Source organism: Bacillus sp. NTK071 (assembly GCF_017303315.1).
Lineage (GTDB): Bacteria > Bacillota > Bacilli > Bacillales > Guptibacillaceae > Guptibacillus.
In genome coordinates this window covers 17,210-41,295 of record NZ_JAFKOI010000015.1, presented here as the reverse complement: position 1 = coordinate 41,295, position 24,086 = coordinate 17,210, and the positions used below count along the sequence as shown (strand labels likewise).

General features: G+C 40.9%; 21 protein-coding genes. 5 read left to right on the top strand and 16 right to left on the bottom strand.

Annotated features, from left to right (window positions below):
* Window positions 1-88: 88 nt before the first annotated feature.
* On the bottom strand, window positions 89-1,609 hold the full coding sequence (locus JI666_RS17425) for a DHA2 family efflux MFS transporter permease subunit (RefSeq protein ID WP_206894222.1): 1,521 nt from the start codon (window positions 1,607-1,609) through the stop codon (window positions 89-91).
* Window positions 1,610-1,811: 202 nt separating this feature from the next.
* On the opposite strand from JI666_RS17425, the gene JI666_RS17420 reads away from it, so the two are divergent.
* On the top strand, window positions 1,812-2,726 hold the full coding sequence (locus JI666_RS17420) for a TetR/AcrR family transcriptional regulator (protein WP_206894220.1): 915 nt from the start codon (window positions 1,812-1,814) through the stop codon (window positions 2,724-2,726).
* Between the two features lie 101 nt (window positions 2,727-2,827).
* Here JI666_RS17420 and JI666_RS17415 read toward each other — a convergent pair whose 3' ends face one another.
* Window positions 2,828-2,968: an FmdB family zinc ribbon protein gene (locus tag JI666_RS17415; RefSeq protein WP_206894219.1), complete on the bottom strand. Its 141-nt coding sequence runs from the start codon at window positions 2,966-2,968 to the stop codon at window positions 2,828-2,830.
* Between the two features lie 350 nt (window positions 2,969-3,318).
* Here JI666_RS17415 and mprF point away from each other — a divergent pair, with 350 nt between their 5' ends.
* Window positions 3,319-5,907 carry a bifunctional lysylphosphatidylglycerol flippase/synthetase MprF gene (mprF, locus tag JI666_RS17410; RefSeq protein ID WP_206894216.1) on the top strand — a complete coding sequence of 863 codons (2,589 nt, stop codon included), beginning with the start codon at window positions 3,319-3,321 and terminating at the stop codon, window positions 5,905-5,907.
* 15 nt (window positions 5,908-5,922) lie between these two features.
* Here mprF and JI666_RS17405 read toward each other — a convergent pair whose 3' ends face one another.
* The 4 genes from JI666_RS17405 to JI666_RS17390 form a co-directional block, all read right to left on the bottom strand.
* Entirely contained in the window at window positions 5,923-8,310 is a 2,388-nt protein-coding gene (locus JI666_RS17405) for an immune inhibitor A domain-containing protein (protein ID WP_286170928.1), read from the bottom strand.
* A 268-nt stretch (window positions 8,311-8,578) separates the two neighbouring features.
* Entirely contained in the window at window positions 8,579-8,956 is a 378-nt protein-coding gene (locus JI666_RS17400) for a hypothetical protein (protein WP_206894215.1), read from the bottom strand.
* A gap of 127 nt (window positions 8,957-9,083) precedes the next feature.
* Complete coding sequence (locus JI666_RS17395; protein ID WP_206894213.1) at window positions 9,084-9,374, bottom strand: YnaG family membrane protein; 291 nt, start codon at window positions 9,372-9,374, stop codon at window positions 9,084-9,086.
* A gap of 85 nt (window positions 9,375-9,459) precedes the next feature.
* A complete protein-coding gene (locus JI666_RS17390) occupies window positions 9,460-10,338 on the bottom strand; it encodes a TetR/AcrR family transcriptional regulator (protein ID WP_349769356.1) in 879 nt (292 codons plus the stop codon).
* A gap of 268 nt (window positions 10,339-10,606) precedes the next feature.
* Between JI666_RS17390 and JI666_RS17385 the strand changes: the two genes are divergently transcribed.
* Window positions 10,607-13,666 (top strand): efflux RND transporter permease subunit, encoded by a 3,060-nt coding sequence (locus JI666_RS17385; RefSeq protein WP_206894210.1) that lies wholly within the window; start codon window positions 10,607-10,609, stop codon window positions 13,664-13,666.
* A 62-nt stretch (window positions 13,667-13,728) separates the two neighbouring features.
* Here the strand turns inward: JI666_RS17385 and JI666_RS17380 are convergent, their stop codons facing one another.
* From JI666_RS17380 to JI666_RS17365, 4 genes are all read right to left on the bottom strand, one after another.
* Window positions 13,729-14,508 (bottom strand): DUF2628 domain-containing protein, encoded by a 780-nt coding sequence (locus tag JI666_RS17380; protein ID WP_206894209.1) that lies wholly within the window; start codon window positions 14,506-14,508, stop codon window positions 13,729-13,731.
* 137 nt (window positions 14,509-14,645) lie between these two features.
* Entirely contained in the window at window positions 14,646-15,518 is an 873-nt protein-coding gene (locus JI666_RS17375; protein ID WP_206894208.1) for a vanadium-dependent haloperoxidase, read from the bottom strand.
* A 272-nt stretch (window positions 15,519-15,790) separates the two neighbouring features.
* Entirely contained in the window at window positions 15,791-16,465 is a 675-nt protein-coding gene (locus JI666_RS17370) for a DUF421 domain-containing protein (protein WP_349769355.1), read from the bottom strand.
* Between the two features lie 481 nt (window positions 16,466-16,946).
* Complete coding sequence (locus JI666_RS17365; protein ID WP_206894207.1) at window positions 16,947-17,420, bottom strand: GNAT family N-acetyltransferase; 474 nt, start codon at window positions 17,418-17,420, stop codon at window positions 16,947-16,949.
* Between the two features lie 573 nt (window positions 17,421-17,993).
* Between JI666_RS17365 and JI666_RS17360 the strand changes: the two genes are divergently transcribed.
* Window positions 17,994-18,341 carry a carboxymuconolactone decarboxylase family protein gene (locus JI666_RS17360; RefSeq protein ID WP_206894206.1) on the top strand — a complete coding sequence of 116 codons (348 nt, stop codon included), beginning with the start codon at window positions 17,994-17,996 and terminating at the stop codon, window positions 18,339-18,341.
* A gap of 132 nt (window positions 18,342-18,473) precedes the next feature.
* On the opposite strand, the gene JI666_RS17355 is transcribed toward JI666_RS17360, so the two are convergent.
* From JI666_RS17355 to JI666_RS17330, 6 genes are all read right to left on the bottom strand, one after another.
* Window positions 18,474-19,508: a zinc-binding dehydrogenase gene (locus JI666_RS17355; protein WP_206894325.1), complete on the bottom strand. Its 1,035-nt coding sequence runs from the start codon at window positions 19,506-19,508 to the stop codon at window positions 18,474-18,476.
* A 151-nt stretch (window positions 19,509-19,659) separates the two neighbouring features.
* Entirely contained in the window at window positions 19,660-20,307 is a 648-nt protein-coding gene (locus JI666_RS17350) for a pentapeptide repeat-containing protein (protein ID WP_206894205.1), read from the bottom strand.
* A gap of 274 nt (window positions 20,308-20,581) precedes the next feature.
* Window positions 20,582-21,535 (bottom strand): LiaF transmembrane domain-containing protein, encoded by a 954-nt coding sequence (locus tag JI666_RS17345; protein ID WP_206894204.1) that lies wholly within the window; start codon window positions 21,533-21,535, stop codon window positions 20,582-20,584.
* Between the two features lie 4 nt (window positions 21,536-21,539).
* Window positions 21,540-22,604 carry a DUF6677 family protein gene (locus tag JI666_RS17340; protein ID WP_206894202.1) on the bottom strand — a complete coding sequence of 355 codons (1,065 nt, stop codon included), beginning with the start codon at window positions 22,602-22,604 and terminating at the stop codon, window positions 21,540-21,542.
* A 15-nt stretch (window positions 22,605-22,619) separates the two neighbouring features.
* Window positions 22,620-23,048, bottom strand: a complete 429-nt coding sequence (locus JI666_RS17335) for a hypothetical protein (protein ID WP_206894201.1) — start codon at window positions 23,046-23,048, stop codon at window positions 22,620-22,622.
* Complete coding sequence (locus tag JI666_RS17330) at window positions 23,045-23,593, bottom strand: sigma-70 family RNA polymerase sigma factor (RefSeq protein WP_206894200.1); 549 nt, start codon at window positions 23,591-23,593, stop codon at window positions 23,045-23,047. Before JI666_RS17330 ends, JI666_RS17335 begins: the two co-directional genes overlap by 4 nt.
* 284 nt (window positions 23,594-23,877) lie before the next feature.
* Between JI666_RS17330 and JI666_RS17325 the strand changes: the two genes are divergently transcribed.
* Window positions 23,878-23,961: a YjcZ family sporulation protein gene (locus JI666_RS17325; protein ID WP_206894317.1), complete on the top strand. Its 84-nt coding sequence runs from the start codon at window positions 23,878-23,880 to the stop codon at window positions 23,959-23,961.
* The last annotated feature ends 125 nt before the right edge of the window (window positions 23,962-24,086 follow it).

Genomic DNA, 24,086 nt, shown 5'->3' with positions numbered 1-24,086 from the left:
AAAATAATACCACCAAAACTTTTTTACCATCGCCACATTCATATCTAAATAGAAAAAGCAGCTGTTAATGAACAGCTGCTTACTTAACTTAATTGGCGACTAATTCACCTGGTTTTTGTTCTTTTAATACGTCTTGATCATCCGTCTTCTCTTCGAAACCTGCCCGTTTAATAAAGAACGATAGGAAAAGGGCAAGCCCTGCAATAAACGTTGCAATAAAGAAGGCATAGTTTATTCCTTCGAGCATCGCTTGCATGGCAACCTGCTGTTGCAATGTAGCAAGCGATGCAGGGTCCGTTTGGGTACCTGCACTTGATGCCATTAAGTCCGTTGCTACAGATTCCGTCCGATTTGACATAATCGTTACAAGAAGAGCAGTTCCAATCGCACCAGCAACTTGGTTTAACGTATTATTCATTGCGGTACCGTGCGGATAGAAACGTGCAGGTAACTGATTCAAGCCGTTCGTCGATACTGGCATCATGACCATGGAAATACCAAACATCCTTACAGCATGAAGTACCATAATCGAATTGTAGGTCGTATCCATCGATAACGTACTGAAGAGATAGGTTGTTACGACTGTAATGGATAAGCCTGTAATGGCAAGGATTCGTCCACCAAACTTATCAAACAGGCGTCCAGTAATTGGCGACATAAATGCCATCACAAGTGCTCCTGGTAACATCATGAGACCTGCATCAAACGGCGAGATTCCTCTAATCGTTTGCACGTAGATCGGAAGAAGCAGCATCGCAGTGAACATCGCCATATTGAGCACCATCGAAATAGAAGACGATAAAGCAAACATTGGGTATTGAAACACCTTAAAATTAAGCATTGGTCGATCTAATTTAGATTGACGAACGATAAACGTTACGAGAGAAACAACGCCAATTCCAATTGTTAAATAGACATGTGGGCTATCCCAGCCCTTATTTCCTGCTGAACTAAAGCCGTATAGAATTCCTCCGAAACCTGCACTTGATAGAAGTAACGAAGTGAAATCAAGTCGAATGTTTACTTTCCCCTTTTTGTCTTTTAATAGGAAGAAGCCAAGTAAGAAAATAATAACCGCAATTGGCGTTACGAAATGGAACAACATCCGCCAATCGTAATGCTCAATAATCCATCCAGATAACGTAGGTCCGATCGCTGGTGCAGCCATAAGAATTAAACCAAAAACCCCCATTGCTGCTCCCCTTTTCTCAATCGGAAAGCTAACTAGCATGACGTTCATGAGGAGTGGCATCATAATCGCTGACCCCGAAGCCTGTAACATACGTCCGCTTAAGAGAACAGGAAACACATCTGCCACTCCTGCTACAACTGTACCTAATGTAAATAAGCCCATAGCCGTTAGAAACAGGCGTCGAACTGTATACTTTTCAATTAAAAAGGCTGTCGTTGGAATCAGTATGCCATTCACTAGCATAAATCCGGTTGTTAACCATTGGACCGTGGCCGTCTCGATTTCTAAATCTGCCATAATTGAAGGTAACGCAATGTTTAGTAATGTATTATTTAGAAATGCAATGAAAGCACCAATAATCAGGACAGCAAGAATACCGTACTTTGGACGAGGCGTTTCAGTCATTGTTTTACTCATCGTTATTCCTCCATATACCTTAAGTTCAATAAATTATACTATCGTTTCAACTCTTCACATCATATACCATCAGTACATTAATTGCAATCAATATTTATTCCCTATTTAAAGGCATTTGTCTTAGAAGTAAAAGTAATGTATGATCATTTTTATACAGGTAGTACAATCTGAAATTAATTATTATTAAACCAAAGGTGATGCAATGAACGATCGAAAACAACATGTTATAAAAATGGCTCATCAACTATTTATAGAACGAGGGTTTCAAGCAACTTCCATCCAGGATATATTAGAATATAGCGGGATATCGAAAGGGACATTCTACAATTACTTTTCTTCCAAAAATGAGTTGTTAATTGCTCTTTTCAAGGCGCTTTATGAAACAATGGAGACTAGCAGAAATGAACTACTTATTGGACAAGACCCGTCTGACCTAGAGATTTTCGTCAAACAAATTGAATTTCAAATGAACACGAATAAAAAGAATAAATTGATTACACTATTTGAAGAAGTTTTTGTATCAACTGATGAAGAGTTGAAACATTTTCTGAAAGTCGGTCAGATGAGGATGCTACGATGGGTATTCAATCGATTTATAGAATTATTCGGAGAGGAGAAACGTCCCTATTTACTCGATAGTTCGATTATGTTCCTAGGAATGCTCCATCATAATGTGAAGTATTATTCGATTGCAAATGGAGCAAGTGCTGATATTTATCCTGTTGTACGTTATACTGTCGACCGTATAGTGAACGTCGTTAACGGTGCTACTGAGTCAGGCGATCAATTAAATATGCCTGAACAAATGAACAGCTGGTTACCTGATGCAATGCGATCAGAACAAGATTTTCAAGATACGCTTTACCAAACGATCCTAACATTAAAAGAAAACCTTGCACCTAAAGAGAACCACACTAAATCAATCCAACTGTTAGACTTTGTTCAAGATGAATTACTACACTCCAAAAAGCCAAGGAAATTTTTAATTGAAAGTGTGCTTCTTTCAATTAAAGAAGATCAATCGCTTGATCAGGAAGCCGTTGTAACACTTGATGCTCTAGTAGAACGATATTTTGAGCGAGTGGCAGAAGCTTGCGAGAAAAATACACATGAATAGCAAACACCCGCTAGCGTTAGCGGGTGTTTTGTTATGCTGGGGGTAATTTAGCGATTGGATTTTTCCAATCCCTTTCCTTTCCTCGACAGAAATATGTTCTCTCACAATAATTTGTTTTTACTCTCTATTCCTTCCGTTTCGATATGCTCCATCATAAGGTGGCATTCTGGGCACTGCTTTAATGGCTCAACTTCAAACGAGAATTCAGAGATATGACAATCAGGACAGAAGTATTCATACATACTCTGTAACCTCCTTCTAAATCTAAACGATTGCTCAATAAATTAATTCCACGCGAACGACGTATTCACCTTCAATAACTTATGGGAGCCAGGTACGTACTTGACCCCCTTCTCTTTTCACTTTTAATATTCCGCCTTCTTAATCCCTTCCATCCACAACCATCTATATGATCAAAATAAAGGAATAGTAATGGATCACTCCGAATAGATGCTATAACATCAACCCTTATCATTTTGAACACTTCTTTAATTTGTTCGCCTATCATAATTTAATTGCGTTGATAAACTATAGGTCTAAAGAAGGGGGTCAGACCCCTGTCTGACCCCCACCAGAGAGGATAACCATAAAAATGAACCAACAACGAGCATTTCAAGTGTTGAAAGTGTTATTTCCGCTTTTTCTTTTTGCGCTTGCTGCTTTTGAAATCAGTCAGTTTACAAGCAATATCGATGTGCACTTACTTCGTCATGAAGTTCGGCAGTTTAATGTCGTTATGCTTCTGTTCGTCCTCCTTCTAACAATGGGAGCTGTCAGTCCAATGATTTTCTACGATGCCTTAATCTTAAGAATCATGAAGAGAACCACTCCGGTAATGAAACTAATTAAACAGTCCGTCATCGCGAATTCATTCTCAAATCTCCTTGGTTTCGGTGGTTTAATCGGTGGTATGCTACGAACTTATTTCTTTCAAGCTTACGAAAGCGACAGAGTTAAATTACTCAAGACAATTGCTAGCGTCTCATTGTTCTATCTGACCGGGATCTCACTTCTATCCTGGCTTGTCCTTGCAGGCTATAGACAAAGTCCCCTTCTAACAAATACAAAGTGGCTCTACCTTGCAGTCATTGCGATCGGCATGTATCTTCCTTTCCTTCTGACCACGTTCCTTATTCGCAAGGATAAAACAACAAATCGACCTTTTGGCTTGAACATTAGATTTCAACTCATCGGTGTTTCTCTAGTTGAGTGGACCTCTGCGTTCCTAGCAGTATGGTTATTAGCAAGCACGATCGATTTAAACCTATCTATTGGCCAGCTGTTCCCAATCTTCATTGTTGCTTCTTGTGCTGGAATCATGAGCATGATTCCGGGTGGTCTTGGTTCTTTTGATCTTGTCTTTATATGGGGAACCCAATTGTTAGGCATACAGGATGAGAAAGTCCTCTTCCTCTTAATCTTGTATCGACTTGGCTACTTTCTCCTCCCCTTCTTACTTGCCGTCATTCTATTCATTAAAGAGTACTGGGATAAGTGGAATGAATCGTGGAATCAATTGCCACTCAACATTATCCAGCGCATCAGTCATATCCTTATCACCACTCTGGTTTTTCTATCAGGACTCATTCTTCTTTTGTCTGCAGCACTGCCTGGGATCATTGATCGGTTAACGATCATTGAAGAGCTCTTCTCGCTGCCATTTCTCGTTACTGTCTCCCATCAGCTTTCAGTTGCCGCTGGATTTGTGCTGATTGGGTTATCAAGAGGGATTCAATACAAAGTGAAATGGGCCTATTTCGTAACTCTCGCTGTATTATTTTCTGCTGCTATCTTCACATTTTCCAAAGGATTCGACTATGAAGAAGCCATTTTCATAATAATTGTTGCCTTGCTCCTTCGACTGTCTAAATCCCGCTTTTATCGTGAGAGCTACGTGTTAACGTGGAGCAGAATTCTTTTCGACGGTACCTCCCTTGTCCTTATTACGTTGATTTACATCGGAATCGGATATGTCACATTACCGTTTAGGGAAGCAGTTCCTACAAAACTCGCTCCTTTCATCATGACTTCTCCTCACAATCTAATTGATAGTGCGTGGATTGGTTTATTAATGGCGTTACTCTTTTTTATCATTGGGTATTGCGTCATTAAACCACGGAATTGGATCATGCTAACAACAAGAGGGCAGGAAAACCGAATTTATGACCATCTTAGAAACTACAATGGCACAACCTTAACCCATTTATGTTTTCTTCATGATAAATACATGTATTGGAATTCAAAGAATAGTGTTCTATTCTTCTATCAAAAATCAGCAGATAAGCTAGTTATTCTTGGGGATCCAATTGGGGAGAAATCCGATTTTCGGAATGCAATAGAAGAGTTTCAGAACCAATCGGATCTTTATGGCTATTCACTAGTCTTCTACCAGGTGAGCAAAGAAATGCTTTCTTATCTTCATGAAAGCGGCTTTGACTTCTTCAAGCTTGGTGAGGAGGCGTATGTTGATCTACAGCTCTTCACGCTAACCGGTAAGAAAATGAAAGGATCAAGAGCAGTTAAAAATAAATTCGAAAGAGAGAACTATCGTTTCGAAATAGCGAAACCACCTTTCAGTAACGAGTTGATGATGAAGTTGAAAGAGGTATCAGACGGGTGGCTGCGAGGCAGAAAAGAAAAAGGGTATTCTTTAGGTTTCTTTGATGACCATTACCTTAACCAATCAGACATCGCGCTTGTTAGAGATAAAGACAATGAAGTCGTCGCCTTTACAAACCTTATGCCAGTATACGATCATAACAAAACGATTTCTGTTGATTTAATGAGATTTAAGCGTCCTGCACCATCCGGAACGATGGATTACGTTTTCCTCTCGTTATTCACATGGGCGAAAGAAGAAGGCTATCAGAAATTCAATTTAGGGATGGCCCCCCTTTCTAACGTCGGCCTATCGAAATTCTCATTCTTAAGCGAGAAAATCGCTTCACAAATTTTCCTTCACGGTCACGTCTTCTATCATTTTCAAGGGTTAAGAAATTTCAAAGAAAAATACGCGAATGAATGGGAAGGAAAATACTTGGCTTATCGAAAAAAATCCTCTCTTCCTATCACGATGGCTCAAGTTTCTACTTTAATTAGCAGAAAAAGGGAAATGGGGTCAGACCCCTCTCTGACCCCACCTTCTATCCACACACAAAAAACAAGGAGCGCTAATCACTAAGCGCTCCTTACTCATTTATTTTCTTGTGATTGAAACGCGGCCAACAGAGCGATCAGTTGCTTCGCCTGTTACCTTGAATTTCAAGCCATATTCCGTTACATTACGTCCTGCATCCGGAATCGCTTCATTTAGATAGCTCTTGCTATCGTCAAATTGTTTCACAAATTGATTCTTCTTATCTGTCATTGTTAGGCCATTGATACCAGAGTAGTCAATAAACATTTTATTATCTTTACGAAGGCTGAATGCAGCATCGTGGATCTGGTAACGTGTTTGAGCAGGTGTGCCGTCACTCCAGAACAATTCGTGCTGGTCAGCATCGACTACGCCAAGGAAACCTTCACCTGGATGAGCGCCTGTCCAGTTTTCAGAGTATTTGTTATCTGCATACCAAACAACAAGACCTGGTTCAAATGACATAAGGCTAGCCCCGCGGCGGATGTGATCTAGTCCTTTATCTACACCCTGATGATTTCTCCACTCTAGCAAATAGTAATGTTCAGAAACCTTCACACCATTGTCTTTCGTAAATCCTTGAAGGTCAACTTTAGGCGTACCTTCTGCATCATCAAAGAACAATTCGTTGCCATCACCCGTTACAAGAACATCATCAATATAGAAGCCAGGGTTTGATACGGCACCATCTGTTAGGTAGTTAAATTTAACAAACACTTCTTTACCAGCATAATCATTTAGATTGAATGTACCATCAACCCAACCTTCTGAGCTTCCAGTAATACCGTGTCCAGGATTAGCTTCGTTTGGATCCGTTTCTGTTGTAATATTACCTGGAATAGTAGTCCATTCCTTACCATCTTCACTCACTTGTACAGAACCATAATCCCAGTCCGTTTCAATGTCATACCATGTTTTAAACGACAGTTCTCCGTTTGAAACATTTGTAAGATCAACAGGTAAGACTGCAGAGTTATTCAAACCATCCGCACTTCCACTGAAATATTCGAATTCTCCACTATAAGGCGCGTTGATTTGAGTTTCTTTATCAGGAAGATTGATTCGAAGGGCATCAAGATTGGTCCCTTTCGTGTTAGCTTGATCAAGGTACACTTCCAAACCTTTGTTATCAATCTCTTCTAAATCGACTTCATCATATTTCAACCAGTTTCCACCATGTGCAGCTTGAAGGAATTCTTTCGACCATGCACTAAATCCAGTTGGCTCTGTTCCTGGTAGTTTACCAGCCCAGCTACCGCTTGCCATGATCGACCAGTACGAGACAGCTTCACCAGCTCCAGAATATTGCGTGTCATATTCATCAGGTAGCCCTAAATCATGACCATATTCATGTGCAAATACGCCAGCTGCTCCGTCTGCAGGTTCGATTGTATAGTCATATGCATACATGGAACCTTCGCCCCAGTAATCAACTTCTGGCTCTGGAGATCCTGCAATCGGGAAAATACCTCCAAGGTTCCAACGGTGAGACCAAATCGCATCTTCACCAAGCTGACCTCCACCAGCTTCTTCACCAACAGCTGAATGAACAACCATCAAATGATCAATCAGTCCATCTGCTTCTCGGAAGTTACCATCGCCATCAAGATCGTAACGATCTTCCTGGTCATAGTCTGCTAGGTTCACGCTTGGATCTGCACCTGCTGCAGTAAGCGCTTCTTTAACTAGACCGCGAGCATTCACATCGTTTCCACCAGATGGACTCTTGCCTCCATATGCCGCTGCATTCTTTGAAGCCATATACCAACCGGCAACTGTTCCATTCACCGTGTAAGCTCCATCCGTTTGCTCTTCATAGAATTGCTTCATAGATACTAGGTTCTCGCCGTTTGGCCCCTCGTACCCGTTCTCACCAAAAATCATATTTTGATAATGCTCTTTCACATAATCCTCATAGTACATATCTGATTCATCTGGTTGGATACTATTATGTGGGAAATCAGGGAATTCAACTAGAAGAACTAGAACGTTATCTGAGCGAACATCACCGTGATAGTCTTCCTCAACGACTGTGCCCAGTTTCTTACCGCCTTTACGGCCATTATCCTTTGCTTTCTTATCGTTATCATTTTTCAGCTTATCCTTGATCTCTTTCTCAAGTTCAAGCTTTTCGTCATTTAATTCTCCCTTAGACTCCATATCTTTAAGGGCATCCGACTTCTCTTTCAGAAATTGGTTTAGCTCTTTCTCCACTTCTTTAGCCGAAGCATCCTTTGGAATCTTTCCGTTTTCTTTCAACATTTCAATCAGTTTCTCTTCATTCGCTACCGCTAAATCAAACGGCCCTTGCTTATGTACGGCTTCTTTCTTCACTTCTTGCTTGACTGAAGTTGAATCCGCATGAACTGTACTGCTTGTCCCCGTTGCTAGTGAACCTAGTGTTAAAGCGGCAATCATTGCCATCGACAATACGTTTTTCCCTTTCAAATGCTCAAGCCCCCTATAAAAATGTTTTTACAAAACCTTTACAATAGACTCACTATAATATGTTTTCTGAAAAATATGAATGATCCAAAAGTCTCAAAAACTGCCATTTTCCTGCAAAAATATCTATTTTCTCTAATAAAAATACAATTATCCTACTTAAGACATGAGTCAAAAGAACCGCTATACGACAACATATTTATTTTCTCGCAATAACGCTTCAACCCGTTAACTCCACAAAAAAAAAGACTCAGTAACCGAGTCTCCCAAATCATGAACCTTCTACTTGAAGGTCTTTTTGTATCTCTTTCTTTAACTCCTCAATGTTCTTCTTATCTGACTTCTCTCTCATTTTGTTCTGTTCTGCTTTCTTCTGAAGGTAATCTTTTACTGCTTCTTTAATTTCTTCTGCCGTTGCGTTCTCTTTAATAACACCTGAAGACTTCAACATTTCAATGATTTTCTCATCGTTCGCTATCATCTCTATCTGATCAGCTTGAGCGGCTTCCTCTTCCGTTCCATCTTTTTCAACGCTTGCGTTTGGTTCTGTAGCGGCATTCGACTGTTGCTCGCCTTTCGCTGTACACCCTATTGTACCTACCAGAAGGATACTTATAAGCAACACGGATCCAAATTTTCGCAGTTTCATAGAATGACCTCCACTCTATTGTCATACCTTTTTCTCATTAGACGTTATTTGGAAAGTGAAAGTTGCAATTATAATAAAAGTGGTCAGGCACTTGCCTGACCACTCACGCTATTTTCTCCATATATAATCACATAATTAAGTAAGTAACAGGAATTAAAACAACGACTGCATTAAGTATAATCCCTGCTATAGCAATCTTACGTTTCGATAAGCGATAAGCAGTGATTCCTAGTATGATTCCCACTGCACAGATTAATAGAGGTAAGATAACCGGGAAGAACTGTTTTTGTATTGTCTGAAGTTCAATCATTCCGGATAAGAAGCTACCTGCTATTATAGCTGCAAGTCCTGCTGCAGCGATCGATACAATTGAAATAAAGGTACTACTGCCATTGATTGCTGGGGATGTTTTTGTCATATCTTTCTCTCCTTTGGTTTACGCTCACTGTCTGTAAACCGTTTTTACCCTAACTGACGCAAACATAACCCAATTAATGTGTTTCTTACGAGAGGAGCTGTTCCTCTAGAGCCACAGCTTCTGCCTTCAATCTCTCTTCTTCTTTCAATAAATGAAACAGCCCTCTTATAACAAGCTCATCAGGCTTTGACTTTCTTGATTCTTCAGAGATGCGATTGGTCACTTCAAGGAAATACTGCTCCTGATCAAGGGTATGGATTTGTTCATACACAGCTTTCCAAGCTTTCTCTCTCTTCTCGAAAGAAGTGAAAGCCCCTTCTCGATCCATACCAACCGAGAATGGTTGCATCATCTCGTCATCAAGCAATGGCTTACTACTCCCAGAGAAATAATCATTCGCCAGAATCTCAATTTGTCGCACGATGTGGTTCCCCAGGTCCTTAGGTGCCAGTTCGCTTTCTGAAGAGATCATTAGTCCTGTATACGACGTATAGATTGACTGTATCATCCACATTAAATCCCATTTATACGGGGAGATCTCCTCTCCATATAACTCAATTAGATTCCGCTCAAGCCAACTGAACAACCTTCCCCTCATACGATGACCCATGCTCTCTAGCTTCTCACTACTTTGCGCCGTTTCCCCTCGCATTTGCATCTTCATATACGATTTGTATTCAAGAATCCCTTCAAACTGGACCTGAAATTGTTTAGCGAATCGTTCATAAGGTGGAAGGTTGCCGTCCAATCCAACGACAAATGCGCGTTCGAATACGAGCTGCTGGTAATGCTCATAAATCGATATAATCAAGTCTTCCTTCGATGGAAAAAATGAATAAAGTGATCCTTTCGAGATCCCAACGCTATCGGCAATTTGCTGCATGGATGTATGTGTATAGCCCTTCGCTCCTATTAGCTCAACGGCCGCTTCAAGAATTGCTTTTCTTTTATCCAATGTATTCACCTCGATGTTCTCAATCAATTCATGCCTTGAATCAAATCATACTCCTTCTTTTCTTAAAGAGCGAATTTCCGATAGATACGATTACAATGTTCATCATGTATTCCTTTGAAGTCACTCTCAGAAACATACTCATTTCTTGACATCCACTATTATCTAGGTAAAATGACTAATGAGTCAAGAAGATCAGAAGTTTATATTTCAACACATAGAGGGTATAAACGAATACACACTGACCGACCAGTCGTAAACTAGTAGAGGAGGCCCTTTAATGCTTAAGTGGATTCTGCAACGATCCAAGCTATTTATCATATTCATCCTATTATTTGTCATTGTTGGGGTATTTACATTCATCCAACTCCCGCAACGTGAAATTCCTGAAACGACCGTTAATATTGGAACAGTTAACACCGTCTATCCAGGTGCTACTGTCGATACAGTCGAGCGCTCGATTACAAACCCAATTGAATCCTCACTTAGTTCAATTGATGGTATCGCAGAAGTTACTTCTTCATCTGCAGCTGGTTTTTCTACAATTGTTGTAGAAGTAGCCGATGGTGAAAGTAAGAAAGAGGTATTTAGTGACGTACGTCAAGCTGTATCAGATGCTTCAACATCCTTCCCGGATGACGCTTTTGAACCAGAAGTGAACGAATCAACGGCCAAAATGCCGATTGTTTCTTATCACCTTACTAGCGACAACCGAGATAATCTCCTTTCCATGCAGGAAGAGTTAAACCGCTGGAAAGACGAAGTCGAAGAACTATCTGGTGTATCAGGCGTTACGATTAAAGGATTACCTGAAGAACAAATTCTAATTGAATTGAAACAAGACGAATTAAAAGAGTCCGGACTGAATGTCATCGATGTTCAGAACGCCATTAATAACGAGTATTATCCAACTCCGCTTGGCAAACAGGAAATGGATGATGAACTTGTCCAGCTTTCTGTTGAGAACTATGATTCACTTGACCAAATGGAAGAGCTTTTCATCGGAAAGAACCCTGCAGGCGACTCCATCTTTCTAAAAGATATCGCGAGTGTAGAAGTGAGTCCAAAAGTATTAACAGACATCATCACATATGAAGGAAAACCTTCCATCTCGTTCACTGCTTACGTGAAACCTGGTGAAGACATTCCAACTGTGGATGAACGAGTTAGCGAAAAAATGGACGAGCTAGCTGAAGGATTACCTTCTGAAATTGAGTTAGAGCCCTATTACTCACAAGCATCGATCGTAAACGATATTTTTGATGGGCTATTCCTATCACTTGCTATATCCGTTCTTGCGGTTATTGTGGCAACGTCATTAGGACTTTCTGGATCCGGTGCACTTGTTGTAGCGCTTGCTGTTCCGATTTCTGTCTTAATGGGATTCATTCCCCTACCGTTCGCAGAGGTTGACCTTAACCAGATTTCAGTTATCGGGTTGATCATTGCGCTCGGAATTATCGTTGATGACTCCATCGTGATCAATGACAACATTCAGCGCAGATACAAGCTTGGGGATAAAGGATTAATGGGTGCAGTAAACGGCGTAAAAGAGATTTGGGTATCAATCGTTACCTCTTCTCTTGCAATCGTTTTTACATTTCTCCCGCTCATTTTTCTATCAGGCGGAAATGGCGCCTTTATCAGAGCATTGCCAACCGTACTCATTACTACTATCATCGCATCAACACTTGTCGCGCTCATTTTCGTTCCGATCTTAAGATACTTTTTGAGCCGCAGATCGAAGAAGCCAATGTCAGATGCACCTGGCCTTCTCGGCAAGCCATTAAACAAACTTGCAGACGTCTATGCGGATAAATTACTTAAGAAATTTTCCAAGAAACCTATTCTCGTCTCCATTATTGGTCTCGTGTTCACAACCGCGATCTTCGGATTAGTTGTTTTAACACCGTTCGAATTCTTCCCTGCAGCTGATAAAGAAGAAGTAACGGTCGACATTACACTGCCAATTGGAACACCGATTGAGGAAACGCATGAAACGCTACAGGACATTGAGGAAAGACTACAAACAGATGATGGCGTATATGAAACAAGCGTCTTCACCGGAACCGGTACACCTGGACTATTTAATAGCTCACTAACAAGCACTGGTGAAAACACCGGTCAGATCGTTGCACGCGTCGATCGTGAGAACCAGACAACACAGGGACTAATTGACGACTGGACAGACAAACTTCGAAATGAGTACCCTGAAGCGGAAATTTTCATGGAAACGATCCAACAAGGTCCACCAGTTGGTGCACCTGTTACGGTAACCATTTCTGGTCCTGAAATGGACAAATTGATTGATCTGAGAGATGAATTAACATCGGAAATTGAAGACCTAGAAACGGATCTTGTCGTTGATAATGTTGGGGATTTTGCCCCATCACTCGACTACGTTCCAAACCGTGAAGCACTTGAAGAGAACGGCATTACCGTTAACCAAATTAGCCAGCAAATCCGACTTGCGACAGCAGGTATACCATTAAAAGCTTTCGATAATGGTGTCGTGAAGCGAGATATGAATCTTGTGCTTGAAGGTAGCGACGAGAAAGTGGATCTTTCAAGTCTAGAGCTTCCAGCTGCTTCTGCAGGTGGACCACCTGAACTGATTTCACTCGATGAGCTCGTTACAACCGAACGAAACGAAAAGCTTCAAACCATTCCTCACATTGATGGAGAACGCGCGATTACGCTTCGTGCATTTCCAGAGAATGAAGAGAATTACAAAGCAAACGTAACCGACATTGTTGAGAAACAGCGTGATCAGCTTGGAGCTGATTACAGCATTACACTTGGAGGAGAAAATGAAGCACAAAGTGATTTCTTCGCAGAAATTACCGTCCTCTTCATCATTGTTCTATTCCTTGTGTATCTGCTTATCGCTCTTCAATTCAACTCCCTCTCACTACCGTTCCTTGTACTCGTTGCGGTTTATCTTGCAATTGCTGGAGCGATACTCGGACTATTCGTTACGCAAACGCCGATCAGCTTCCTTGGTGTGATGGGAATGGTCTCACTCACAGGTATCGTTGTAAGGAACTCGGTTGTGTTAATTGAATTTATTGAACAAGCAGTGAAAAAAGGCATGGATGTGAAAGAAGCTGTCATCGAATCCGGACGCGTACGTTTACGCCCAATTCTTCTCACAGCGATCACGTCAATTGTTGCCTTAATTCCAGTAGCTGTAAGTGGCGATGCCCTCTTCACACCGCTAGCAGTTACGATTATATCGGGTATCCTATTCTCAGCGATTCTTACGCTTATAATGGTGCCTATGCTGTATCTCGTCTTCTATCGTTTTAGAAGAAAGAAAATGGTTCAGGAAGAAATGTAGACTGAAACACTGAAAGAGCCTGGGGGCAACTCCCCAGGCTCTTTTGAAATATTATGTAAATCCTACTTCATATTCTCCATCATCTCTTTTTGGATCTCTATTGCTTCTTCATCATCAGGTACTAAATCAAGGTAACTATTCATTTGATTTAAGGCTTTATCGTATTCTTGTTGCTCCTCATAAATAAGTGCTTTATTATAATGAATCGATGGGACAGGCACGTTTTCATTCTCGATGTCATCATAAATAGTCAATGCTTCATCAAGCTTTCCTGCACCCTGTAGATCAGCAGCCTCTCTGAACTTTGGTGTCATATACGAGTAATAGACTTCCTCTTCTAGATACACACTTCCAAAACCATAGGTGATCATAACGAGAACAAAAAGAAGAGCATGTAACCAGCTAACGCCACCACGTTTTCTAAGCATTTCAAGTCGTTCATCACGGTCTGGATAAAGATTCTTCAACTTCTTAACTTTACTTAGCGCAAAATCAAAATAAAGTTTATTCGCAAACAAGGCCAAAACAACATAAGCAGGTGCCATCGTTGAGCCGGGTAGTGTTTTCTTTAAAAACAGAATCGATAGAACATCCACAACGACGATGATACTTAGAAACACATAAGCATAGACGTTCATTTTGCGGTATGTAAACCAGAATAAACTTAAGAAAAAAGACGCCCAATTCCATGAAATAGGTGTTTTCTTTGTAGATAACTTCTCCCATTTCTTTTCGTAAACCTTATTTCTTTTACCCGCAAACGCCAACATCTCTTCTTGCGTTTCTTCATCAAGCTCAGCGAACTTGATGTCATTCTTATTTCGATTGAGCCAACTCATCATACTCCCCCAATTCGTATTTTCATCTTTTTAAGGATACGTGACTAAAAGGAGAGAGACAACCTTTCTTTTTAAAAAAACCTCTTTAATAAAACAGATAGACTCTATCGCCACAATGGGCAATAGAGTCTATCGTATATTTAACGTTTCCAATTTTTATTTGGAATAAATAGTTTAGGCTTACTCTCTAAACTTCTTGTATTTGAAGTGCAGGTATTCTTAAAAGGGTAAGGAATTGCCTGTCTGTACGGTGCCGGCTGTAACCTAGCATGTAAATCCTTAAAGTATGGTGTATCAATTTTCTCACCACTAGAGTTACGTTGACGGCTTAATTGCGCGACAGCAATACCTCCTATTTGTCTTCCCATTTCTAGCGCAGCTTTGTTATCCACTTTGAAATGAACTCCCGCATAAAGTCTAGACACGGCAGCTTCTTCAGCAAGTTGGTGAAGCCTTTTGGCCTCTCCAGGGAAGAAGTAGCTTAACATCACTTCAGCGCAACCCGCTATTGCAGAATGACCAGATATATAAGTCGGGAACCGCGGCGTACATAGAATCGGTTCAAGATCCTGATCATACTGAATTGGACGAGCGACATCCCACACATATTTGTAATACCACCCCGTAACAAATGTATCGTTAATTCCTGCTTGTACTGCCTCTAAAATTCGTGCAGCATAAGGCGGGGTTACACCATACGTATCAATCAACCTATCGATAATTGGCGTCCATTGTTTCGTTGCAACCCCTGTCCCCCAGTACTTCGCAATTTGGATTTGTTTTGGCGTAATGTTATCTAATGTTTCTTGTACAACTTTCAATTCTGCTTCCCAGTCTATATCATTCGGGTGTGGAATTCTAAAACGAATAGGACCACTAGGACTATAAAATCGATTTCCCCTTCGTTTAATATAGGTAGTAGGCCATGATCCGGCAAGGGGATTGACAGGATCGGTTGGTGGCTTCGTTTCACCGCCATATGGTACCTCTGACCATTTTAAATAACGACTCATAGCATCACCTGTTTTTTAAATTTATTGTTCTAGCTGTAGCTTTTATATTGTATGTATCTGATTAAAGATGGCGTGTACATTCGTTTACTTTTGATATAAAAGGATAACAAACTAACAAAAAAAGACGTCTCCAATAAGGAAGACGCCTTGCTTCTAGCTTACGTTTAATCTCAGACAAGTTGGTCACTATATGAATGCTTAATAGTGCCGATCTATCAGTTCATCTCAATACATTATTGTCATAGAGATCAATGTGGATTTTGTCACTACACTTAACCTCGTTTATTAATATTCAACTTCTTCGTTTTTTCATTTACATATGCATAGATAATATCTTTTATAAGCAAATCCTGCGCTTGAAGCTGGTCTATGAGCCACCCCTTCGATTTACCTAATAGCTTAAGGTTTTTCATTTGAATTTTACCATCGATTACAACCGAAATAGGTAACCCTTCATCATCAATAGAAATTTCCAAATGCTGCACAGTAACAGGCGTGTTCTCCACTTTTGGAATGATACTCACTTCTCCAATAGGCTCAAGCATGGCATAATCAATATCAGAAATTTTCGGATAGCCTTTGCTTCTTAGAATGGATAACAACTGCGCCACAGATAATCTTGATTTCTCCAAATTATCTTCAATGATTTCCCCATGTTTCACAAGAATTGTTGGCTCCCCAAGAAAAAAGTGGTTCCCCACCTGCCAGAGCGTCAACTTAGAGAAGAGGATATGAAACAGAACGAGGATCGCTAGCGCGTAAATTGTTGGCCAGAATTCGGTACTAATCAAAGGCTCTGATGCGACCGTTCCAACAATAATAATTGCCACTAAATCATACGGTGTCATCTGGATGATCGTAGACTTTCCCATTAATCTCATAATCGCAATGGTAATCAAGTAGATCGTAAGGATTTTAATAAGTAACATCATACCTTCACCCCGCACCAATTTCCCCTTACTATCTCCCTTCTTTTAACGATCTATCCTTTCTTTTGACCAACCGCAATCGAGTATGGGCGATTCTAAGCAACTGCTTTTTTTCATGATCCGGTAATGATTCTGATAATCTGGCAACAGCGACAGGAAGTAACCATGTTTCTAGCTGTTTTTGCTCAAGTGGCATAGATTTTCGGTAAAAAGAAAGATAAAGACTGCTTAGAAATTTGCGAATAACGATTTGAATGTTATAAGCGATCGGTGAAATTTCCGTGGGAAACCCACCATATTTTAATAAAAGCGTCGTTCTCGCAACATCAGCGACATGGTTTCCAACTGTCGCATCTAGCCAGTCAATTGTTCTTGGCTACTTTCCCATCATCTAGTCCAACCACTTGAGCTGTCTGTCCAACTCCAAGCACTTTACCCTCATGCAAAATAAGCACCTACTTTCAAGGAACACTCACGTTTTTGAAAAGCTCTCACCTTCTCAATAGAGTTTCTTTACAAAAACAACACGCTCTCGGTCAGGTCCATCGTAATTCGAGTGAACAGCGATACCATTTACCACGCGATTTCCACCTTCGATTTCAAATCCCATTCTGATGTGATAGGCGATTGACGCTTTGTTCACTGGCGAGGTTACGCACCTTACAATACTGCGACCATAGAGCTTAATCGTTTTGAAAAACTCATAATACAGTTGCTTTCCAATGTTCCGCCCTCGATACTTTGGATGAACACCAACAAAATGGATATACCCTTCGTGAAGATGTGTCTGTGATAAGAAACCAATAAGGAATCCGATGACCTCGCCATCCTCTTCCGCCACAAAACTCGTCGACGTAAAATGATCAAAGAACAATTTAGGTAACATATCTGCCATCTGTCTCCCATTCCACCACTCGTTAATTATGGGAGATATAACGTAATAATCAGACTGTTTCACGTTTCGAATTTGCATAGGCACCTCTTATCTGCTTAAATATTATTTCAGAATTTAAGACTCTAACTATTCATTTCTTAAAGCAGGACTTAAATACCTGGCCATTCCCGTTTTCACTTACTTAAACCCTATCAGATTCTCCAAACTCATTATGTATTTCCAATCCAATTCGTTCCATCCTTATACACCAATTTATAAAATGCAATGAAAATAATATCACCCATCCTTCTAGATACAACGTAGATGGTTAAACTCCTCTTTTTAGATGTGGGGGTCAGGTACGTACCTGACCCCCGCTTCACTAATGCACTAAAGCACATCCAAATGTTTACCTTCTTAACTAGAAAAGGAATGGTTCACTAATGATAAGGCTATGTTAGCTCTTATTGTTGATTTCTCAATTTTTGGCTCATTCGAGTGAAACCTTAGTTTCACTCGCCTTTCAGCTCTGCTGAAAGGTCGTCCTGCGGTGACCAATCGTCTGAGCAAATGAATTTGCTCGAAGCGATTGGTCACCGCAGGGCGTAAATGAGCCAAAAATCAACACTGCTTACTAACATAGCCAATTATAAAGAAATGGAGAGTGGGAACATGAAAATTAACGCTGAAAAAAACCTTGAAAACTATCGTAAAGGAATAGAACAATTAAGCGAATATCTCCCTGATGCAATTAACGAGTACAATCGTTTCACAGGTGAATCGTTTGAGGATGGAGAAATTGATCGTCCACACAAGCATTTAATGGCCTTAGCTATTAGCCTGAAAGACGGTGACGAAGCGAGCATCACCTACCATATGGACCAATGCGTAGCGATGGACTGCTCTGATCAACAAATCTACGAAACAATGGTCGTCGCTGCAGGTTATGGGGGAGGTTCCGCTATGAGCCAAGGTGTAACAGCAGGGCTAGAAATTCTGAATCAACTGCGCAATCGATAGAAAAACAGAGAGAGATTGATCAGTATGGAACTGACCAACCTCTCTCTTCTACTGTCTTCACCTGTGTTGAAGAAAACGGCATGGATTTTATCGCTTTAAAGAAGCGGGGGACAGACCCCCGCCTGACCCCCATTATGTTAACAAAACGATCTTTCCAAGCTTCCCTGACTTCTTGAAATAGCTTTGTGCTTCTCTTGCTTCTTCAAGTGGGAAGGTGCGATCGATGATTGGTTTTACTTTTCCTTCTGATACAGCCTTCATAAGACGTTCGAATTCGTCTCTTGTTCCAAGAACAGAACCAATCAGTGTAATGTGCTTAAGGTACATCGTTCTGAAATCGAGCTCCGTTTTCTGTCCACCTGCAGAGCCAGATGTACAGAAGCGTCCACCTTTTCTGAGCACTTCTAGAGAGGTATGGAAAAGCGCATCTCCAACAACATCCAATACGGCATCAATTGGACCACCGTTCGCTTCGATGATCTCTTCAGCTAGCTTATCTGATTGATAGGATAGAACGTGCGTTGCGCCCAGTTCTTTCATTTTCCCTTCAAGGGACAAATCGCCTACGATAGCGGTAACCTTTGCACCAAATACGTTTGCAGCGATTTGGACATTGAGTGAGCCTACGCCACCGTTCGCACCTGTAACCATCACGGTTTCTCCACGCTTTATGCGAGACTGCTCCACCATATGCCATGCTGTCATCCCGCTCACCGAGAACACCGCACTCTCTTCATAATTAGGAAGAGCCATCGGAAGACAAAGGTCAGCTGGCCAAACAACGTATTCCGCATAACCGCCATCGTACTCTGATCCGATAAATGACATGTCTTCCGAAATATGTTCGCTTCCTGGTTCACCGCTTGATGTAAAAGGAAATAGGACTACATCTTCTCCTTTTCGCTTCGAATCTATGTCCGCTCCCACCTCAACAATTTGTCCAGTAATATCAGAGCCAGGAATTCTAGGAAACTGTACCCCTTCTGGTCGCCACCCTGATTTACCCTCTGTTCCATACGCCCCTTCACGCATCCAAATTTCTGTATTATTAATCGCACACGCCTTCACCTGAATAAGTACTTCGCTTGCTTTCGGTTTAGGTATTTCTCTCTCTACTACCTCTAATTGTTCTAAACCACCATATCCTGATACTTGAACTGCTTTCATCATTTATGACCACCTTGTCTTTTTGTCTTGTTCCTCTTAGGAATTATTCCCGAATCTCTGAAGTTTAATGGTAAATACAGAAAGAATACTCTATTTGTGACTTCTCGAATAAAGAAAAAAAGGGCAGAACAGTTCTACTCCATTGTTTTTCTTATTCAACTACCTTCAATCCTAACAGCTTCGCAAATCCAATCGCCTGTTCAGGAGAAACGCTACACCCTTCAAGGCTCTCGAAATCGACATGAAGACGATCAAAAGTACAAGTACTAATATCCACACCACTAAGCGAGGTTTCAGCAAAGTTGACATCATTCAGGTCACAATCTGAAAAGACAACCTTTGTAAACTTACTATGATGGTAATTCGCACCTTGTAACGATGTATGATCAAATCGCACTTGCTTGAGACGTCCATCCGTAAAGTGACTTAAGTTTCCCATGCAACTAGTAAACGATACATTCCCCAACGTAGCTTCTGAGAAATCGGCCCCCATAAGTTTGCAATCTTTAAACGCCACACGGTGAATAAGACCTTCTTGAAAACTCACATTGGAGAGATTGCAATTATCAAAAATCACATCCACCATATCAATTCGAGGAAACGCAGCATTCGTAAACGTTGCATTTCTAAAAACGACTTTCGATAAAATAACCTGGTCAAGCTCCTCACCATCTAACTGTTCACCGGTGATCATGCAATTCATTAACTGCAAATCCTCATCACGGTATATATCACGAAACGATCCCTCTCCTAAAACGGGCGGGATTTTCGGTTGCTCTAGCTTTATTTTTGTAGCCATACAAACACCTTCCATAACTTTCATTTGGATACTTAAAAAGATACCATATTCAAGTTTAGTGAGTAAGACTGTTTATTCTAATTAAATTGTGTCACTCTCCAAAAGAATAATCGCTTCTTCAACTAAATGAAGGATATCCGCGATTTTCCGAATATATCCGCGAAAATCCTGATATATCCGCGATATTTTCGTTTTATCCGCGATTTCACCTCTTTTATCCGCGAAAACAATAAACCACGCTCTCTTTCACTCAGAGCGTGGTTTTCCAACTTTGCTATTCTCTAATTGAAGCAGTCACAGTAGACGCTTTGGAAATCGAGACGAGGTAATCTCCATCTCCAACCGCTAACGAGGCAGACTGACTTGGTTCAAGTGCAACTGCTTCATCACCATCAGTACTGCTAACAGTGTTATCACCAGATGAATTTTCCGAATACTCCCATTCAGATTCTTCACCATTTATATACTCAACATGTTCTAAATTGACAGTCAGGTTGTCGTCTCTCGAGAGATTGACCGAGACTTCTGAAGCATTCGAGACATCCCACGAGCTAACAAGTGTTCTTGGTTTAAGCGTTAAACCACCGTAAGCACTAATGACTTCAAGTTCAGTCGTTGACGGAACAACGAGTGTGGCCTGCATCGTGCTTTGACGTGTTACCAAGCCTTGTCGTTCAGGCAAGTCCTGAAACGTGACATAGAGTGTATCACCCTTCACTTTTGTAAAAAGATACTCTTCAAAGTTGTCTAGAAGAGGCTCACCGTTTATCTCCTGAGCACGATACGTTCCAAAAACACTCACTTCTTTTTCAGGGGAACTTTCGATCGTAACTGGCTGATTCCCTGCATCAACGAAGATTCTCTTAATCCCTTCTCCAACATCCTGATTATACGCTGGGAGACTGGTCGTTTTCACTTCACCATCCAGATATGAACTTACATGATCAAGGAATCCGGATGCTTGAAAGACAGTAAACCCTATCCCAATCGTCCCTATCATTCCCACAAAGAAAATACTAAGAAAATCGAATGTTAAATATGGTTTTTCCGCATGAGATTGCAAAAAGTAAAGAAGCGTTTCGATCCCTAGCACGATAAGCAACACTGGCCACCAGCTAATTAAGACGTATGCAGTGTCCCATTTAAAAACTTGGGATAGCAATAATATAACGCCAAGAAACAAAAGGCTTACTCCCATTGAAATCGTTCCTACTCTCCATGTTCTCATGACGCTATTCCTCCCCCATACTCGTTTTCTTTTTACTTCCACCAAGAAGCTTAACGCCACCGATAATTAGTAGAGCACAAACAATTCCCGTTTGCATGTATTGACCGAGGTTGTACAGATTCACTTGAAAATAGTTATCCACATACGGTGCCAAAGCCGGTAAGATAATATTCGTAATCGGGTAATAGACCCCGATGAAAATCAGTGCAATGCCAATCCACTTCTGGTGATTCACGAAATAGGAGACAATCGGTTCATCTTCCATCGGTTCTCTGTTATGACGGGTTGCGCGCTGCAAGCCATCGAAGAAGCTAAAGAACCAGATAATCGGAACAAGAAATAGAAAGATACCTAGTCGGAGGGCATCCAGTATGTAGATCGAGAATAGAAACGCCGCCATTAATTGCACACCTCTGCGCTGGTATCCGAGATACAAATGCCCTGCTCCAGGAAACATGGATAACAGTGTTGCAAGCACAACGCTTTTTTTGCCACCTTGATGGTGATCTTCAAAATCTTCTAGAATCGAGCGATCTTGTAAATCTTCTCCCGCTTCTTTCTTGTTCAGCAACTGCATCGTATCAAAGAAATTGTAAACCCAGATGACCGGGAGAATAATAAGAAATACAACAAATCCCCCGGTGCCTGTAATGAAGGTGACGAATAGAATCATCGCTGCGACACCAAGAAAGGATGCTAGAAATGTTACGCCACGGTTCATTAATCCAAGTTGGAAATGACCGAGCCCCGGCACCATCGATAGAATAATTGTGTAGAAGCGTTCCGAGCTTAAAGGCTCACCTTGATTCTCGGTCCGTTGCACACTTTTAGATGCGATCAACGCTGTGTGGATAATGCTTACACCATACAGCAAAAGTCCAGCTCCAATTGATAGAATGAAAGCTTCTGGCATCCATAACGCTTGATTCAATGCATATCCAAAGGGAATTGATCCAATAATGGCAAGAGAGAACAATACTCCTCTTCCGACTTTACCTAAATACATCAATCCCACTCCCGGAAGAAACGCTAGCAAAAATGCAATAATTGGGTTTTTATTTTTCACCATATTCTCTTACCTCCTCTATTTCTTTTGTTCAACTCGATCAAGTAAGCTCGTCGTTTTATTAAGTACGTCTTCTGTAAATGAAGAACGCTGGTTCTGTTCTAATTCTTTCGGTACGGTTGTAAGCTGCGAGAAAACGCCTGTCGTCATGAGAAGGAATGTCATCGCAGCAGCTAATACATAGTGAAATGCTCGATTCTCATACCACTTCTTTTTAATTGGAATAGCTTCGACAGGTTCAAACGGAATTTGTATCATAAGGTCATCGGTATAGAGTGAAGGATTTTCAATCTTAGGTAGCTCATCTTCTATACACTCAATCGCTTTCATATAAAGAGTAAGACAGTGCTCGCAATGATCGAGATGGTTCTCGTATTCTGTTTGTTTCCCAAAATCTAGCTCATCTCGTGCATATCGCATCCACTCTTCCAACGTGTAATGATTCATAGAAAATCCTCCTCCTTCCAATGCTTTCGAATCCAAGATCTTGCGCGGTATAACTTCGTCTCAATGGTTTTCACCTGGACGTTATGTTCTTCTGCTAACTGTTGGTACGTTTTTTCTTTTATGTAGTACCCTTCAATCACGTCGCGATAGGCAGCCGGGGCCTGTTCAAGACATTTTAAGACGAGCTGCTTTTGCTCCTTTAAGAGGACGCTTCGTTCAACGAGGTGACTGCTCCTGGAGTCAGTGTCTATGCTGATCGCAAACTCATCAACAAGCTCCTCACTTCGTCTTGCTTTCTTTCTTTTACAATCAATCGCGTGACGAACCGCAATTCGAGAGATCCACGTTTTGAACCCCTGCCCCTCATAGCTGGGGAGAGAGGTATAGATTTTAATCCATACTTCCTGAGACGCATCCTCAGCATCCTTCTGGTTACGAAGCACTCCGTAAATGCTTTTAAATACATAGTCTTTATACATTTCAATCAGCAGACGAAAAGCATGTTCATTGCCATTCTTCGCTCGATGAATCAATGACTCTTCCAACCTCTCCCCCCTTTCATGCGACGTTACCTATATAGACGAACAAAACGAATAAACCCCTACACTTTTTCTCAAATTAAATTTATTTTTTCGTTTACTTAACAACCATTAATCTACCATTTTTATTTTACACATAAAAAAGGGGGACAGGTACGTACCTGTCCCCCAACACATTAAACCACTAAAGACTATTTTCACTACTTGTCCTCACCCCTTTTATTCTATTGCATATTCTATTAATGAGGGTGATCCAATTCCTCTTAACTTAAGAAACAGGAGTGATAACTATGTCTGGATACAATAACGGCTTTGCTCTAATTGTTGTGTTGTTTGTTCTATTAATTATCGTTGGCGTTACTTTCGTAAACTGAGAATTTCAATGAACAATGAAAGGGGGTCAGGTACGTACCTGACCCCCTTCAAAAGTCCTACGAACAAAAACACCCCTTTTCAAAGAAGGGGTGTGCTTTTTAAGTAATTCTTCCATTTATGATGT

Excerpts from the sequence above, each read along its gene's own strand:
- JI666_RS17380 (WP_206894209.1), bottom strand. The coding sequence starts at position 14,508 with ATGATGAGTTGGCTCAATCGAAATAAGAATGACATCAAGTTCGCTGAG.
- JI666_RS17355 (WP_206894325.1), bottom strand. The coding sequence starts at position 19,508 with ATGAAAGCAGTTCAAGTATCAGGATATGGTGGTTTAGAACAATTAGAG.
- JI666_RS17400 (WP_206894215.1), bottom strand. The coding sequence starts at position 8,956 with ATGAAACTGCGAAAATTTGGATCCGTGTTGCTTATAAGTATCCTTCTG.
- JI666_RS17385 (WP_206894210.1), top strand. The coding sequence starts at position 10,607 with ATGCTTAAGTGGATTCTGCAACGATCCAAGCTATTTATCATATTCATC.
- JI666_RS17345 (WP_206894204.1), bottom strand. The coding sequence starts at position 21,535 with ATGAGAACATGGAGAGTAGGAACGATTTCAATGGGAGTAAGCCTTTTG.
- mprF (WP_206894216.1), top strand. The coding sequence starts at position 3,319 with ATGAACCAACAACGAGCATTTCAAGTGTTGAAAGTGTTATTTCCGCTT.
- JI666_RS17360 (WP_206894206.1), top strand. The coding sequence starts at position 17,994 with ATGAAAATTAACGCTGAAAAAAACCTTGAAAACTATCGTAAAGGAATA.
- JI666_RS17425 (WP_206894222.1), bottom strand. The coding sequence starts at position 1,609 with ATGAGTAAAACAATGACTGAAACGCCTCGTCCAAAGTACGGTATTCTT.
- JI666_RS17415 (WP_206894219.1), bottom strand. The coding sequence starts at position 2,968 with ATGTATGAATACTTCTGTCCTGATTGTCATATCTCTGAATTCTCGTTT.
- JI666_RS17325 (WP_206894317.1), top strand. The coding sequence starts at position 23,878 with ATGTCTGGATACAATAACGGCTTTGCTCTAATTGTTGTGTTGTTTGTT.
- JI666_RS17365 (WP_206894207.1), bottom strand. The coding sequence starts at position 17,420 with ATGCAAATTCGAAACGTGAAACAGTCTGATTATTACGTTATATCTCCC.
- JI666_RS17375 (WP_206894208.1), bottom strand. The coding sequence starts at position 15,518 with ATGAGTCGTTATTTAAAATGGTCAGAGGTACCATATGGCGGTGAAACG.
- JI666_RS17420 (WP_206894220.1), top strand. The coding sequence starts at position 1,812 with ATGAACGATCGAAAACAACATGTTATAAAAATGGCTCATCAACTATTT.
- JI666_RS17395 (WP_206894213.1), bottom strand. The coding sequence starts at position 9,374 with ATGACAAAAACATCCCCAGCAATCAATGGCAGTAGTACCTTTATTTCA.
- JI666_RS17350 (WP_206894205.1), bottom strand. The coding sequence starts at position 20,307 with ATGGCTACAAAAATAAAGCTAGAGCAACCGAAAATCCCGCCCGTTTTA.
- JI666_RS17335 (WP_206894201.1), bottom strand. The coding sequence starts at position 23,048 with ATGAATCATTACACGTTGGAAGAGTGGATGCGATATGCACGAGATGAG.
- JI666_RS17340 (WP_206894202.1), bottom strand. The coding sequence starts at position 22,604 with ATGGTGAAAAATAAAAACCCAATTATTGCATTTTTGCTAGCGTTTCTT.